15 protein-coding genes are annotated in these 15,581 nt (G+C 60.7%); 13 read left to right on the forward strand and 2 right to left on the reverse strand.

Features of this window, described 5'->3' with window-relative positions; all coding sequences use genetic code 11:
* The first annotated feature begins 133 nt into the window (after positions 1 to 133).
* From BM052_RS08165 to BM052_RS08175, 3 genes are all read left to right on the forward strand, one after another.
* Positions 134 to 1,774, forward strand: coding sequence for an FAD-binding protein (locus BM052_RS08165; RefSeq protein ID WP_091145365.1), 1,641 nt, complete (start codon positions 134 to 136; stop codon positions 1,772 to 1,774).
* A gap of 124 nt (positions 1,775 to 1,898) precedes the next feature.
* Complete coding sequence (locus tag BM052_RS08170; RefSeq protein ID WP_177198390.1) at positions 1,899 to 2,531, forward strand: TetR family transcriptional regulator; 633 nt, start codon at positions 1,899 to 1,901, stop codon at positions 2,529 to 2,531.
* Positions 2,532 to 2,664: 133 nt separating this feature from the next.
* On the forward strand, positions 2,665 to 4,461 hold the full coding sequence (locus tag BM052_RS08175) for a flavin-containing monooxygenase (protein ID WP_091145370.1): 1,797 nt from the start codon (positions 2,665 to 2,667) through the stop codon (positions 4,459 to 4,461).
* Positions 4,462 to 4,602: 141 nt separating this feature from the next.
* On the opposite strand, the gene BM052_RS08180 is transcribed toward BM052_RS08175, so the two are convergent.
* On the reverse strand, positions 4,603 to 5,181 hold the full coding sequence (locus tag BM052_RS08180; RefSeq protein WP_177198391.1) for a TetR/AcrR family transcriptional regulator: 579 nt from the start codon (positions 5,179 to 5,181) through the stop codon (positions 4,603 to 4,605).
* A gap of 468 nt (positions 5,182 to 5,649) precedes the next feature.
* On the opposite strand from BM052_RS08180, the gene BM052_RS08185 reads away from it, so the two are divergent.
* The 3 genes from BM052_RS08185 (at position 5,650) to BM052_RS08195 (ending at position 8,848) form a co-directional block, all read left to right on the forward strand.
* A complete protein-coding gene (locus BM052_RS08185) occupies positions 5,650 to 6,318 on the forward strand; it encodes a TetR/AcrR family transcriptional regulator (protein ID WP_091145374.1) in 669 nt (222 codons plus the stop codon).
* 165 nt (positions 6,319 to 6,483) lie between these two features.
* Positions 6,484 to 7,875, forward strand: coding sequence for an amidohydrolase family protein (locus BM052_RS08190; RefSeq protein ID WP_091145377.1), 1,392 nt, complete (start codon positions 6,484 to 6,486; stop codon positions 7,873 to 7,875).
* A gap of 19 nt (positions 7,876 to 7,894) precedes the next feature.
* Positions 7,895 to 8,848: an SDR family NAD(P)-dependent oxidoreductase gene (locus BM052_RS08195; protein WP_091145379.1), complete on the forward strand. Its 954-nt coding sequence runs from the start codon at positions 7,895 to 7,897 to the stop codon at positions 8,846 to 8,848.
* Between the two features lie 43 nt (positions 8,849 to 8,891).
* Here the strand turns inward: BM052_RS08195 and BM052_RS08200 are convergent, their stop codons facing one another.
* Complete coding sequence (locus tag BM052_RS08200; RefSeq protein WP_091145381.1) at positions 8,892 to 9,665, reverse strand: SDR family NAD(P)-dependent oxidoreductase; 774 nt, start codon at positions 9,663 to 9,665, stop codon at positions 8,892 to 8,894.
* A gap of 213 nt (positions 9,666 to 9,878) precedes the next feature.
* Here BM052_RS08200 and BM052_RS08205 point away from each other — a divergent pair, with 213 nt between their 5' ends.
* The 7 genes from BM052_RS08205 to BM052_RS08230 all read left to right on the forward strand — a co-directional run bounded on the left by BM052_RS08205 (position 9,879) and on the right by BM052_RS08230 (position 15,465).
* Complete coding sequence (locus tag BM052_RS08205; RefSeq protein ID WP_177198392.1) at positions 9,879 to 10,343, forward strand: nuclear transport factor 2 family protein; 465 nt, start codon at positions 9,879 to 9,881, stop codon at positions 10,341 to 10,343.
* Between the two features lie 23 nt (positions 10,344 to 10,366).
* A complete protein-coding gene (locus BM052_RS08210; protein ID WP_177198393.1) occupies positions 10,367 to 10,801 on the forward strand; it encodes a VOC family protein in 435 nt (144 codons plus the stop codon).
* An 88-nt stretch (positions 10,802 to 10,889) separates the two neighbouring features.
* Positions 10,890 to 12,578 (forward strand): FAD-dependent oxidoreductase, encoded by a 1,689-nt coding sequence (locus tag BM052_RS08215; protein WP_091145386.1) that lies wholly within the window; start codon positions 10,890 to 10,892, stop codon positions 12,576 to 12,578.
* The gene (locus BM052_RS19870) at positions 12,575 to 12,751 is read left to right on the forward strand and encodes an SDR family NAD(P)-dependent oxidoreductase (protein ID WP_177198394.1); all 177 of its coding nucleotides are present in this window, start codon (positions 12,575 to 12,577) and stop codon (positions 12,749 to 12,751) included. Before BM052_RS08215 ends, BM052_RS19870 begins: the two co-directional genes overlap by 4 nt.
* Positions 12,748 to 13,209 carry a nuclear transport factor 2 family protein gene (locus tag BM052_RS08220; protein WP_091145389.1) on the forward strand — a complete coding sequence of 154 codons (462 nt, stop codon included), beginning with the start codon at positions 12,748 to 12,750 and terminating at the stop codon, positions 13,207 to 13,209. Before BM052_RS19870 ends, BM052_RS08220 begins: the two co-directional genes overlap by 4 nt.
* A gap of 73 nt (positions 13,210 to 13,282) precedes the next feature.
* The gene (locus BM052_RS08225; RefSeq protein WP_091145392.1) at positions 13,283 to 13,975 is read left to right on the forward strand and encodes a carboxymuconolactone decarboxylase family protein; all 693 of its coding nucleotides are present in this window, start codon (positions 13,283 to 13,285) and stop codon (positions 13,973 to 13,975) included.
* A 29-nt stretch (positions 13,976 to 14,004) separates the two neighbouring features.
* The gene (locus tag BM052_RS08230; protein WP_091145393.1) at positions 14,005 to 15,465 is read left to right on the forward strand and encodes an MFS transporter; all 1,461 of its coding nucleotides are present in this window, start codon (positions 14,005 to 14,007) and stop codon (positions 15,463 to 15,465) included.
* Positions 15,466 to 15,581 lie beyond the last annotated feature (116 nt).

Consider the following 15,581-nt stretch of genomic DNA (forward strand, 5'->3'; position numbering starts at 1 on the left):
CAAGTCATTATATTATATAGATAATATTGCAAATAACGCGAGCGGGCGGCTTGCCAGAGATTTGACGCGGGCCGCTCTGAACAGCGGGGGCTGTTTCGCGGATTGCGGAAAATGACAGGCAGGGGATGAGCGTATGGCGGATTGGGATGAAGCTGCCGATTTCGTGATCGTCGGCAGCGGCGGCGGCTCGATGTGCGCGGCGCTGGCCTGCGTCGACATGGGCATCAGGCCGCTCATTCTCGAAAAGACCGACATGGCCGGCGGCTCTACCGCCATGTCGGGCGGGATCCTGTGGATCCCGGCAAATTCGCTGATGGCTAAGGCCGGTGTGCAAGATTCGGTTGAGGAGGGCTTGCGCTATCTGACCGGCCTTGTTCCCGATCAGCCCGGCTCCACCCCCGAACGCAAGCGCGCCTATGTCGAAACCGGGCGCGAAATGGTCGACTGGCTCAGCGCCAAGGGCATCAAGTGGATCTATTGCCGGGGCTGGCCCGACTATTACGACGAGCGCCCCGGCGGCAAGGCGGACGGTCGATCGCTGGGCATGGAACTGTTCGACCGCAACCGCCTTGGACCCTGGAAGGACAAGCTGCGCGGCAACATCTTTCCCATTCCGGTACAGGGCACAGAAGGGCACAAGCTCGCGCTTTTCGCGCGCACGCTGAAGGGCTTTGCGGTCAGCCTGAAGGTCGCATATCGTATCGTCAGGAAGCACCTCCTTGGCGTCGCCTATGCCAGCAATGGCGGTGCGATCCAGGGCCGCATGCTCGAAGTGGCGCTGAAACATGGCGTCGATATCCGCTTGAACCATGGGGTGACGGACTTCGTTGTCGAGGACGGCCGCGTAACCGGGGTGATCGTCGACGCGGGCGGCGTCCAGAAGCGGATCGGGGCTGGCAAGGGTGTGCTTATCAACGCCGGCGGTTTCGCCCACAATGCCGGGATGCGCTCGAAATACGGGCCGCAGCCCAGTTCTACCGAATGGACCGTATCCAACCCTGGCGACACCGGTGAAATGATCCTGCGCGCCATGGACCTGGGCATTGCCGTTCACGGTCTCGACCGGGCGATCTGGTGCGTGTATTCGCGTCAGCCGGACGGGCGGCCGGGCATGCATGCCAACGAACTGGCAAAACCGCATCTTATCGTGGTCGACAAGAACGGCAAGCGCATCACCGATGAAGCGTGCAGCTACATGGAAACCGGCCAGAACATCTATCGGGCCGGTGCCGTCCCATGTTTCGCCATCATGGATCGCCGCCATCGTGCCCGCTACAATTGGGCGATGACCCCGCCGCGATATATGCCGCCAGACTGGCTCTCCAGCGGCTACATGAAGAAGGCTGGCACGCTGCGCGAACTGGCGGCGAAAACGGGGATCGATCCCGACGGGCTTGAGGCGGAAGTCGCGCGGTACAATGGCTTTGTCGACCAGGGGCGCGATGAAGACTTTCACCGCGGCGAGCGCGCCTACGACCGCTATTTCGGCGATCCGCGCAGCAAGCCCAGTCCAACGCTCGGCTCGCTGAGCGAGGCACCTTTCTATGCGGTCACTCTCTATCCCGGCGATGTCGGTACTTATGGTGGCATCGTCACCGACGAATGGGGGCGGGTCATCAAGGAGGATGGCTCGGTGCTGCCCGGCCTCTATGCGACAGGTAATTCCACGGCTTCGGTCACCGGCGACAAATACCCCGGTGCAGGGGCCAGCATCGGTGCATCCTTCATCTTTGGATATCGCGCGGCGCTGCACGCCGGCGGTGCCCGCAGTTGAATGAGGACCGTCACCACACGCATCGCCGTCGCCGGATGGCGCTGCGAACACTGGTTCCGAAGGGTTGACACCCTAATGCCAAATGGTCATTCCAGTGGCGATGTTTGAGGTAAAGATATCCCCGGTGGAAAAGCAATTCGCAGGACTGTCCCTGCGGGATGCGCACAAGCAGCGGACTGAAACTTTGCTGCGACAGGCGGCTTTGCGCATGTTTCTCGCCGACGGGTACGAGGCGACCACGGCGGAAGCGATAGCCGAAAATGTTGGCGCCTCCGTGCGAACGTTCTTCCGCTACTTTGCGACCAAGGATGAGGTCGTGTTCAAGGGGCAAGGCCTGTGGGCCAAGAAAGTTACCGCAAGCTACATGCAGCAGCCCGAAAGCTTGCCGCGTATTGATGCTATCTGCGAATCCCTCGTCGAAGCTGCGGAAGGGATGGATCGCAAGTCAGTGGTCGCCTACGGCAAGATTGTCGAGAATTCGCATGTGCTGCGCGGGAAAGCAGCAGAATTGATTGCGATCAGCACCGATGAAGTCGCCGATGCCGTGGCGAAGAAGCAGGGCCTTGACGAGCCCGATGCCGCAACAAGGCTATTCACCCAGGTCGTGTTCGCAACCTATCAAGCTGCGGTGAAGGACTGGCGCGACGAAAGGTTCCCCGGGTCCCTGGAAGAGGCGATCCGGGAAAAGTTCCGCCTGTTTCACACGCTCTTTGCAGATACGGAAAATTCGGCCGGATCCGCGATGTCGACCTCGTAGCCGGCGAACCGGATGCGGTTTCATCTACGCATGGCGTCGCGGTTCATGAAGGCGGCTACGGGAAGGGCCGCTTGAAGTTCACCGTCGAGCACCACTCACTTTCACCGCAGATTCGATCCGGGAGATGGGAAGAATGGCCGAGAACACCACACCATTCAATTTTGACTCAGCGGCGCTCAGGAAGAAATACGATTACGAAAGGGACAAGCGCCTCAATCTGCGCCCGGAAGGCGAGGCGCAGTTCTTTCGCATGCGCGGCAGCCAGTTCGAAGGTCGGCTGCAGGATCCCTATACCGAATATCAGGAGCGCGACGCCCGGAGCGAGGATGTCGAGGTTGCCATCATCGGCGGCGGCTTTGCCGGCTTGCTCGCGGCCGCACGGCTGATCGAGCAGGGAATTGACGATATCCGCATCTTCGAACGGGGCGGAGACTTCGGCGGCACCTGGTACTGGAATCGCTATCCCGGCGCGGCCTGCGACGTGGAATCCTACATCTATCTGCCGCTGCTCGAGGAAGTCGGCACCATGCCGAGCGCGAGATATATCTTCGCGCCGGAAATCCTGGAACATTGCCGCGCGATTGCCCGCAAGTACGACCTCTATTCCCGCGCGCTTCTGCATACTTCGATCAACGAGGCGCGCCTTGACGAAGCCAGTTCGCGCTGGATCATCAAGAGCGATCGGGGCGACGAGATCCGCGCGCGTTTCGTGATCCTTGCATCGGGCCATTATCGCGAGCCGAAACTGCCCGGCATTCCTGGGATCGAGACCTTCAAGCAGCACAGTTTTCATACCAGCCGCTGGGATTATGACTATACCGGCGGCAGCCCCTACGAACCGATGGAGAAGCTGAAGGACAAGGTCGTCGGGATCATCGGCACCGGCGCCACCGCGGTGCAGTGCATCCCGCATCTGGCGAAAACAGCCAAGCATCTCTTCGTGTTCCAGCGCACGCCATCGTCGATAGACGTGCGCGACAATCGCCCTACCGATCCCGAATGGTACAATTCGCTGAAGCCGGGCTGGCATCAGGAACGGATGCGCAACTTCGTGCTGGCGGTGCGAGGCATGACTCCGGTCGATCTCATTCAGGACGGCTGGACCAAGTTCGGCAAGCTCATCATGCAGAATGTCCGGCCGGACATGGCGGAAAAGCAGATCGAGGAGCTCATGCAGCTGATCGATTTCCGGATGATGGAAGACATCCGCGCTCGCATCGACACGATCATCACGGATCGGGATACCGCCGAGGCCCTGAAGCCATGGTACAACTGGCTGTGCAAGCGGCCCTGCTATCACGATGAATATCTGGATGTCTTCAATCAGCCCAATGTCACGCTGGTCGATACCGACGGCAAGGGCGTGGAGCGCATTTCAGAGGATGCGGTTTTCGCCAATGGACAGGAATACAAGGTCGATTGCCTGGTCTTCGCTACCGGTTTCGAGCTTTCGCCCTATGAGAAGGGGACGCCGATCCCGGTGATCGGTCGGGGTGACCGGACGCTGGAAGACAAGTGGGAGCACGGGGCCTCCACGCTGCACGGCATCCATGTCCACGATTTCCCCAACTTCATGCTGTCGGGCACGCGGCAAGGTTCGTGGGAAAACAATTTCCCGTTCGCGCAGGAAGTCGTCGCGACTCATATCGCAGCGATCATTCGCAAGGCCATGGATCGTGGCGCCGATACCGTCGAAGTCACGGCTGACGCGGAACAGGAATGGGTGAATATCCACCGGCAGAGGTCACAGCGAAACCTCGCCATGTGGCGCGATTGCACGCCCAGCTACTTCAACCAGGAAGGTCGCGCGGACGAACGCGTCATTCTCAATGGTACTTTCGGCGGTTCGGCGCTCGAGTTCGAGGAAATCCTTATCCAGTGGCGCGCCGATGGCCTCCCCGGCCTCGTGATGGCGGAAAAGGAAGCCTGACGCTGCACGGGCTTTGGTGAAGCGGTATCGAGGCGAGACATTTCACGCTGCGCGCGGCGTTCGTGCGCGAGATGGCAATCGAGGGCTACATCTGGCGCAGGTCTCGCGCGAAAAACCTGTCCCCGCTTATCGCCTGACCTTTTAATCGCGCGCCGGCTTGGATCGGGGGGCAAGACCTGTCGTGAGCAGATCCAGTGCCATGTCGAGCACCGGCCGATCTCCATTCGTTCTTGTCAGCGCCCCGCCGCTGAGCATCAGGATGACCATGCCGACCAGGCTGATGTCGAAATCCTTCCTGACAAGACCAGCCGCCTTGGCCCTCTCCAGCGGTTCCGACAGGATGCTCGTAACCCCGCTGACGAAAACCTCGGTATGGGCTTCCGTGCTGTTCCTGCTTGCCAGCAGCTTCTCGAAACCACCGGAATTGAGCGTCTTTTCGGCCATCATATTGATGGCGAGCAGAAAGGCATCGTCCCGGTCCGCCCACTGCGCGACAAGCTCTTGAACCCGTTCGAGGTGGACCTGCTGGACGGCCGCAATGATCGTCTCGCGGTTTGGAAAGTTGCGGTAAAGCGTCATCCTGCTGACTCCCGCCAGGCAGGCGATCTTTTCCAGCGGCACGTCGAAGCCTTCCCTGCCGAACAAATCGACAGCCGCAGTAATCAGGCGCTCGCGGCGCTCCTTGGCATCCTTGCGGACTATGCGTGTTGACAAACTCAAGCGCAAACGATCTGAAAAATCAGCACAATAGATGAGATCCGATTCGAGTGGTCTAGATCATTGTCCCATTAGCAGGATTCCCAAAGCGTGTAAGTTCTTCCGTGATGGGAGCGGCGCGCCCCCGAGCGCCTCAATGTGCCAAGGCAGGGGTAGGTTGAGCACTTATACCCGATCTCATCGATCGGAACTCTTGTTCTCCTTGCTGTCGTGATTGCGAGCCGCCGTAGGCAGTGCCTGACATCGGCCTGGATGCCGTCGGTTCACCAGAGGGGTGGGCGCGAAATAGGTTTCATCGAATCGGGCGGGCTTGCGGGCGCGTGGGCGCTGGGGCATAGGCCGGCGACGTTCACATGCCGATGCCGTTGCGCGCTGCTCCAGTGAAAACGGGCCAGAGCTCAAGTTATCCGGCAGGCAGGGGGTAGTATCTTCGGCTCTAGTTTCAATAGCGCCGACAATGGCGGCCGAGTTATGAAGAAGAACGAAAATTCCATGACAGGAAGGGTTTCTGCGAACACCATGGACGGGCGTCATGCCCGAAGTCAATCGACGCGAGAAAGCATTATGTTGACGGCCGAACGACTTTTCGCCGAAAACGGCATCGGCAACGTGTCGCTGCGCGATATTGGCCTTGCCGCCGGTCAGAAAAACAACGGGGCGGTCCAATATCACTTTCGCGACCGGGAAAATCTGGTCGTGGAAGTGACCAAGTATCGTGCCGCGCTGATCGAGAAGGTTCGCGCCGAGCGCCTGGAGCGGATCGCCTCGCAGAAAGGCGAACCGCAAGTGCGTGACTATGTCAGCGCCTTTGTCGATGCGCTGGCATCCATTCTGGATGAGGACAATTATTATCTCCGGTTCCTGTCGCGCCTGGCGATTGAAACCGGCGGCACTCCTGGACAGGGCGGATCGCAGGAAGAGCTCGCCAAGCTGCGCGCCATCATGCTCGAGCTGATGCCGCATCTCAACGTGGACGTGCTCAATCACCGCTGGCAGATCATGACGATCACGACCGTTCACATCCTCGCCGGGTATCAGGCGGCAATAAAGGCGAAGACTTTGGGCAGGCCCCTGAACTGGCTTCTGACCGACCTGACGAATTTTCTCACAGCAGGCCTGCAGGCGCCGGTCTCCGAGTAACACGAACGGGCCCGAAGGCGCATGGGCCAGGATCGCGGGGCAAGGGCCTGGCGGATTCAGAAATGCGTTGACGAACCTGATCCAAGAAAATAAGAATGCTGACTTAATAGGTGCCCGCGGCTGGCCAGTCCGCGCCTTGGCGTCCGGAGAGAAGGAGCGGCTTCCATGGAAAAGGTCATCATCACGTCTGCAGACGGCCACGCGGTGGTTCCGCCCCAGCTCTGGCCCGACTATCTCGAAAAGAAATATCACAAGTATCTGCAGCGCCTGCATGAGGACCGCGAGTTGTTTTCCGGTTCGATGGCGCATCTTGGGGGGCTGCGCGTTCCCGATTCGGAGCGTCCGGTCTTCGACAAGGACGGGCGGTTCGACGAAGGCCAGTGGGGCCTGTGGGACCACGATGTGCGCATCGCGGAGATGGATCGCGAAGGTATCGCCGCGGAATTTGCCTTCCCAGGCGATTTCCGTTCCATCGACTTGTTCTGGAACACGACCAACGCGACTTATGCGCTTCCTGCGCTTGATGCCGGTGCGCGCGCATACAACCGCTGGTGTTCCGACACATTCTCCCAGTCGAAGGATCGCATCCTGATGATCGGTGCGCCCTTGTCGGGCGTCAATCTGCAGGACGTGCTCGACGAAGTGGACTGGATCGCCGATCACGGTTTCGCTGGTGCATACACGCCCTGCTATTGCGCGGTGCCAAATCAGATTCCGGTTTTCGAACCCTACTGGGAGCCGGTTTTCGCTTCTTATGCAGAGCGCAAGCTGACGCTCATCACGCATGCCGGCTATGGCATGCCGCAGGGTTACATGCATGCCGAAGTTGAAGCCGCCGCGTCGGAAAACAAGGCTGAGGGCGGCGATGTAGCGGCGTTGGGCCACAAACTGATGACCGGCGTTTTCAACGACCATGGCGTCTTCAGCGACCTGCGCTCGCGGCAGGTGCTCTGGCATTTCATCATGGGCGGCATTTTCGATCGTCATCCAACCTTGCGGATGATGGTGACGGAAGTGCGCGCGGACTGGATTCCCGGAGTGCTCGGGCTGATGGACAAGGTCTGGGAAGCCAATCGCGACAGGATCGCGTGCAAGCGCCGGCCCAGCGAATATTGGGGGGTCAACGTGATCGCCGGTCTGTCGTTCATGAACAAGGCGGAAATGGCGCTCCGCCACGAAATCGGCGTCGAGATGATGGCGTTCGGACGCGATTATCCGCATACCGAAGCGACTTGGCCGAATACGCGGGAATATCTGTCGGATCTGCTTCAGGGCGTTCCCGAGAACGAAGGCCGCGCGATCCTGGGCGAGAACATGGTCCGCTTCCTTGGCCTGGATCGTGCCCACCTGGCCAAGATCGCCGAGCGGATCGCGCCCACGTATCAGGAATTGATCGCCGGCGGGGAAATGTCCGCAGCGCTGAAGAAACACCTCAACTTCCGTTGCGGCTATTCCGAACCGCCCGAGGATGGTCGGCGTCTGCCCGAGCTTGAGGCCATGCTGATGCGGGATGTTCCGCGTCTCGCAGCGGCGGCGGCGCAGCTGGAATATCAGTAAGCGGGCTGGACAAGACCTGATGCGCGAACTTCGCTTCGACGGACAGGTTGCCATCGTTACCGGGGCGGGGGGAAATCCTGGCCTCGGTCGGGCACACGCCATGTTGCTTGCCAGCCGCGGCGCGCGTGTGGTCGTGAATGATCTTGGCGTGGGCTCGGATGGCACGGGCCGCGAGAAATCCAATGCCGAGGCGGTCGTGCAGGAAATCCGCGATGCCGGGGGAGAGGCGGTCGCCAGCCTCGACAGCGTGGCCGATGAGGAATCGGCCAAGCGCATTGTCCAGACGGCGCTGGATGCCTGGGGACGTCTGGACATTCTGGTCAACAATGCCGGCATCGGCTGCGTTGCCGGTTTCGATGAAATCAGGACCGCCGATATCCACCGGCTCATCGACGTTCACCTGATGGGGCATATCTGGATGTCGCGCGCGGCCTGGGCGCCGATGGTCCGTGCCGGGTACGGTCGTATCGTGAACACGACATCGGGTGCGATGTTCGGGATGGATGGGCTGACCGTCTACGCGGCCGCGAAATTCGGGATTTACGGCCTGACCCGCGGCCTCGCCAATGAAGGCGCTGCGCATGGGATCAAGGTCAACGCCCTCAGCCCCGGTGCGGCGACGCGCTCGGGCCCGCGCTTCTTCAAGATGAACGATCCGGCCATGCAGGAAGCCTATGACGCGCGCTTCAAGCCCGAGCTTGTCTCATCGGCCATCGCTTTTCTGGCGCATGAAAGCTGCTCCGTAACGGGAATGCTTCTTGATTCGGCGGGCGGTCACGTATCGGCACGGCTGATCGCCGCGACGCCTGGCATCGAGCATGCGGATCTTACGCCCGAACATGTCCGGGACGGTCTGGCACGCATATTCGCGGAAGATGACCTCAAGATCGTGGCCCACCCCGGCAGCACGACCGAGGTCGGCGGGAAAAAGGCGTCCTCGCTGATGGTCGCGCTGCCCTACGAACCCGGTTGACCGGCAGGTTCCCCTGGGGCGAGGCCAAGATCGGGGCAAATTCTCAGGGACGCATCGTCGTCCCCCCATCGATGCCCATGACCTGCCCGGTGATGTAGCTTCCCGCGTCGGACATCAGCAGCACCCCCATGGCGCTCACGTCCTCGGGCCGTGCGATGCGGGATTTTATCGCGGCAACCGACTTGCCGGCATTTTCGATGCCTGTCGCCATGTCCGGCGGCATGCGATCCCAGCCTTCATGGCGCACCATGCCGGGGGCGATCACATTGGCCCGTACGCCCTGCGGACCATAGGCCGCCGCGACATGCCGCATGAGCGCATGCCCGGCCGCCTTGCTCATCGCATAAGCGACGCGCACGGGCTCCGAGACGTAGGCCGCGGCCGAACCGGTGTAGATCACCGATCCGCCGCCGCGCGCGATGATCGCGGGAATGGCGTGACGGGTGCACAGGAGGTATCCGCGCGCATTCACTTCCATGGTCCGATCGAATACGTCGAGCGGAATGTTGACCACGTCACTGTCATCCCTGGCTTCGGAAAGCGCGGCGAAATTGACGTGGAGACCGTCGAGCCCTCCATAACGCTGTTCGGCAAGGGCGACCGCTGCGGCAATGCTGTCCTCGTCCCGGCCGTCCAGCCTGATGGAGGCGGCGGTTCCGCCGGCGGCGACGATCCCATCCGCAACCGCCTGGCCGCGATCCGGGTGATTGTCTCCGATGACCACGCTTGCCCCTTCGGCACCATAGTGCCTGGACAAGGCATTTCCGATTCCGCCGCCACCGGCAACCAGAATGACCTTACCTTCCAGCCTCTTCATCCTCGACCTTTCTGCTTGATTTCGCATCGCGCCTGCGGCGCGCGGCGCGGCCAGATTTGTCGGTAAAAGAATATAAGTCAATTAACTTAAATCTATTGCCATGCCCGTTTTCATCAATTATCGTCCCTTTTCACGATCGGCCAAGATCACTGCGCCAAAACCATTGGGCAGGCCGACGAGGACGATTGGTCCTGGGAGATGGAGTCGGCTGATATGGCGGTGCAAGAGAGCGCAGCAGACGATATCGCGAAGGAGCTTCGCCGCCTTGCCGACATAGAAGCCATCAAGCAGCTCAAGGCTTGTTACATCCGAATGGTCGACGGCAAGAACTGGGAAGCATGGCGCGCGCTCTTCACCGAAGACTGTAGGGTGGAAACCGAAGGCGGCCTGTTCGTCGGGCCGGATTCCGTGGTCGCATCGGTGTCCAAGGCACTGGAGTCCGGAACGACGGTTCATCGCGCTACCATGCCAGAGATAACCTTCACCGGGCCGGACGATGCCCGCGCGATTTGGGCCATGCAGGATGTCGTGGATCTCGAAGTTCGCGGCGATCGCTACGAATTCCATGGCTATGGCTATTACTACGAAGAATATCTGCGGGGGCCTGACGGCTGGAGGATCAAGGCGACCAAGCTCGTCCGCCAAGCCAAGCAGATGTCGGGCGGCTCGGCCCAATGACTGGCGGGGCCGCTGAGAAGGCCATGGTCGGTCCCACTGTTGAATTTTCGCATGGCGGCGTGTGCTGCGGAGATCTGGAACACTCCATCCGCTTCTACTGCGATGCGCTCGGATTTTCGGTGACAAGGCGGCTGGACATCGGATCGTCGTTCGAAGTGCTGACCGAACTGCCAGGCTATCGGGGCAAGGTTGCCTTTCTGCACTTGGGAGGCCGAATGCTGGAACTCGTAGTGGCGGAGTTCCCGGAAGTGACCGGCCCCTCAGAACGCCGGCCAATGAACGAGCGCGGGATCACGCATCTGTGTTTCAATGTTTCCGACCTTCGCGAAGTCTGCCGCCGTATCGAAGCAGCCGGGGGACGCGCGCATCTCCAGACGCTGACCGAGACGGCGGTTTCAGACATCGTTTTCTGCACCGACCCGGACGGAACGCGAATCGAACTCGTCCAGGTCAAGTAAGGATATCGGTGCCCCTGGGCAGGATGGGTTCGCGACGGCGCGAACGATGCTTGTCGTGCATCGGCCTCGGATTGGGAGTGGGTGATACATGGGCAGGGAATATACTGCTGACCTTGTGGTGATTGGCAGCGGGGGCGCCGGCCTGACGGGTGCGTTGGTGGCGGCTGAAGGCGGTGCGAAAGTCATCGTACTCGAAAAGACGGGCCTTGTCGGCGGGACGACGGCCATTTCGGGCGGCGGGATCTGGATACCGTGCAATCCGCTCATGGCCTCCGTCGGCGTCGAGGATTCGCGCGAGGAAGCGCTCGCCTATATGCGGGCCTGTGCCGGCGATCATGGCGATGATGAACATATCGAAGCGCTGGTCGATGAAGGCAAGGCGATGATCGCCTATCTGATGGAGCAGGCCGGAATTGAGTTTCAGGCATTTCCTCCGATCGGCGGCATGATAGATTATCGCGCATGGCTGCCTGGCGCCAAGCATGGCGGACGGGCGTTGGAGCCGATGGGCTTTTCGCTGTCGCGCCTTGGAGACTGGGCCCGGCATCTGCGGATCGATCCCAGGCTCAAGAGCGCCAACAACCTTCTGGCTTATTATACCGAGCGCAAGCACCTGCTCCCAATGTCGGCCATGAAGGCGCCGCCAGCGGACGACACGGATATATATTGGCGCGGAACCGCTCTGGTCGGGTGGTTGCTCGAAGCCTGCCTTGCCCGCAACGTGGAGGTCCTGACGGAGGCCGAGGCAAGCGAGATCATCAAGGATGGTGAGAGTATCGCCGGGGTTCGGGGTCGTCAGGGAGACGAGGACCTGACGGTTCACGCTCCCAACTTGTTGATGGGAACGGGCGGCTTCGGCCATAATGAAGAGTTGAAACGTCTGTGGCTGAACCGGCCCCTCCACTTTACCTGCGAGAACGAGGCAAATGTGGGTGACGGACACCTGATGGGCATGGCCGCGGGAGCGCAGATGGCCGGCCTTGGCGACGCCTGGTGGCTGCCCCACATCCCTCTGGGCATGGACAACGGCGTAGCGAACCTCGCCGGTACTCGCGAGGACCGCATCCTGCCGCATACGATGATGGTCAACCCGTCGGGCAAGCGCTTCATGAATGAGGCGACCAACTACTATGACTGCGGCGAAGCTTTCGGCACCAAGTCCGGAGCTGGGCCGCGCAACTTCCCCGCCTGGTTCATTTTCGACCAGCAGGGTGTCGATCGTTACATGCTGCTCGCATTCAAGATCCCGCCCGGCGAAAAGCCCGACTGGCTGCACCAGGGCGCAACGCTCGAGGACTTGGCGAAATCGATCGAAGTCGATCCGCAGACCCTGAAAGCAACGGTCGAACGGTTCAACGGTTTTGCAGTGAACGGCGTTGACGAGGACTTTCATCGCGGCGAAAATCCCTGGGATACCAACTGGGGTGACCCGGACAACAAGCCGAACCCATGCCTTGGCACGATTGCCAAGTCTCCCTTCTATGCCCTTCCGGTCTACCCGGGCGCCAACTCGACGCGCGGAGGTCTGCGGATCGACGCAAAGGGCAGGGTCCTTTCGGCGAGGACCGGCGAACCGATCGCGGGCTTCTATGCCTCGGGCAATTGTTCGAATGGCGCGGTGGCCGGTGCCTACTGCGGTCCGGGGGCGACCCTTGGTCCCGCCATGACATTTTCCTATCTTGCCGGCCTGGATGTCTGCCGCAGGCTGGGCCAGTCAACGCGATCCTCAGAGACCCTGGACAGGCAGGTCCGGACCGGGATCGGGTGCAAATCTTGAACGGGGAATTCTACGCGCTGACCGGCAAGGCCGCGATCGTCACAGGTGACGGTCGCGGCATCGGGAAGGGCATTGCGCAAGCTTTCGCCGAGGCGGGCCTCAAGGCTCTCGCGCCGCATGCCGAGGCGCGGGAAAAGGTGCCATCGAGCCATGCAGAAGGAACATCCCGATGAATGCTACTCAAGTTGCGGACCATATTGCGATACGGGAGTGTATCGACCGTTTTTCTCTCGCAATGAGCATGGGCGATGCGGATGCTATTCTGCCGTTGTTCATGCAAGACGGTAGCTGGGGCGCCGGTGAACCATTCAACTTCGAGATTGCAGGCGCGGCGCGGATCGTTGGGGCGATTGCGGGGAACAAGGCGGTTTTCGAATATGTCGTCCAGATGATCCACTCGGTCAGCATCGACGTCGATGGCGATGCGGCATCGGCGAGATGTCTGCTCGAGGAGGTCACACGCAAGGCAGATGGCCAGGGCGGCCTGCACATGTACGGTTTCTACAAGGATGATCTCGTGCGGACCGACGAGGGCTGGCGCTTTGCGAAGCGCCATTTCACCGCGATCAGCTTCGAACGCTGCACGCCAGGCCCGCGCGGTGTTGTTGCAGTCGAATCGGCGGAACAATAATTTAAGAATTAGGTATTGAAACTCAAAACCATACCTGTAACGTCATGCTGCAAGACCAGGAATTCAGCGGCGCATGACAGCCGCGTACCGGGCGAAGAGGGGCTGGACCGAAATGGCAAGGGCATCGACCGAGGAACGTTCGACGGCAGGGCTGCAATTCGATCCCGTCGCGCGAGAGGCGGAAATTCTCGGCAAGCCGCAACGCCTAGAGCCATTGGAACTGCGCGACTTCGACGGCGACGCACGATCATTTGCCGATGAGATGAGCGAATCCATGGGTAACCAGCGAGGGTCGGAAATCTCGCCGATGTACCGGCTCTTTTTCCGGCATTTCCCGCTGTTTCGCTGCACGATGGATATGTCGGTTCAGCTCTTGGCAAAAGGCGAACTGAGCGCGCGTGAACGCGAATTGATTATCGTGCGCACGACATGGCTTTGCGGTGCGCCCAACCCCTATGGCGAGCATGTCGAAATAGGCCGGTCGATCGGTATTTCGGAGGAGGACCTGCGGCGCCTGTCCGTCGGCTCCACCGCGCCGGGGTGGAGCGACCACGAACGGAACATGCTGAAAGCCGTCGAAGACCTTTGCGAAAGGCAGGCCGTTTCCGACGAGGTTTGGGACGCACTCGCTCTGGAGTGGACCGACAAGCAGCAGATAGAGTTTCCGGCTATCGTCGGTCAGTACATCGCGAGCGCCATCATGCACAATACTCTGCGCACGCGCATCTCCGAACGCAACAAAGGCCTGACGCAGTTCGTCGACTGAGATTGCCGAAGATCTTGGGAGTTCGGTGAATGAAAACGAACAGCTATTTTGGTGAGTTGCTGACAGGCTGGCGGGCGCTGCTGTCGGCCGTGCTGGGGCTGTCGTGCGGGCTCATGATCTTCGGATATACAGCAGGTATTATGGGACCGGCACTTGTGGCCGAGTTCGGCTGGTCGCAATCCAATCTTGCGCTGCTGACGGGCTTTTCCATCAGCGGAGTATTCGCCGCGCCGATCCTGGGCCGGCTGGCCGACACGCACGGCGCCCGCCTGGTCGCGACAATCGGTGTCGGGGCGTCTCCGATCATATATCTGGCCCTCAGCCAGATGCAGAATTTCGCGACATATGCTGCGATCATGTTCATCCAGGCCATTGTCCTGTTCGCGACGACGCCCATGGTCTATTGCCGCGTCGTCGTTCAATATTTCAACAAGGCGCGCGGCCTCGCCCTTGCCATTGCGGCGGCCGGACCATCGGCTCTCGCCGCGATCGGCGGTCCGCTCCTGAACAATTTTGTCCAGGACCATGGGTGGAGGAACGGCTACCTCGCGGTCAGCCTGTTCACTCTGGTTTTCGGGATCGCCGCGGTGGTTCTGATGCCTCCTCCGAAGGAGAAGCAGGCGCGCGCCTTCCAGACAACGGCAAAAGCGGACTTCATGTCGATATTCCGCAACAAGTATTTCTGGTTGCTGTTTGTCAGCATGTGGCTGGTCAACATCCCCAGCATGCCGCTGCTTACGCAAATGAGCCTAATCCTCAAGGAACTGGGGATTACCGGCAAGGACGCCTCGCTGCTTATTTCGGCCTATGCATCCGGAACGCTGGTCGGACGCTTCATAAGCGGCGTCGCACTCGACCGCTTCCCGGCCCCCGTTGTCGCGGCCGGTGCCCTGGGGCTTTCGGCTTGCGGCCTGTTCATCCTGGCGATGCATGATGCGGCGGCCGTATTGGCCTGGCCGGCAATCCTGCTTGTTGGACTGGCCTATGGCGCCGAAACGGATATTCTCGGCTATCTTGTTTACAGCCTTTTCGGAATGAGGCTCTACAGTTCGGTGTTCGCGCTCGTGGGGGCGGCGACGACGATCGCGGCGGCGTCGGGCGGTGTGATCTTGAGCCTGCTTCTGGGCCTGACCGGCTTTTATTGGCCGTTTCTGTTTGCCTCCAGCATCCTCGTGGCGATTGGTAGTCTTCTCCTGCTCCTCCTTCCTCGCCGCGCAGTCACATTCGATGAGGTTTCGTCCATGCCCGATGGCGGACCGCTGGCCCCCATCACGGCTGCGGAGACTGCCCGAAGCCGCACTGGCCCCCCGTCACGCGGAGCGAGGGCTGTCATCACCGATCCTGGAACAGCGCCTGATCGACCGGGAAGTCATCTGGGCCGGCGGATGGCATCGTCAAGGAAATCAGCGATGCGCGCCGCGATACCGTCACGAACATCGAATCCGTCACCGATCCTGCCGGCGTCAGGACGATGGCCGAAGCCGCTTTGACAGTTTCGGCGTAATCCGATGAGGCTTTCGATTCCCAACGCCTGCCCTGGCGGCAAATTCGGCTCCAAGCCGGATGTCCATCAGGAGGGGACCATCCGCGCCACACCATCATCTTT

This window comes from Novosphingobium sp. CF614 (assembly GCF_900113255.1).
Lineage (GTDB): Bacteria > Pseudomonadota > Alphaproteobacteria > Sphingomonadales > Sphingomonadaceae > Novosphingobium.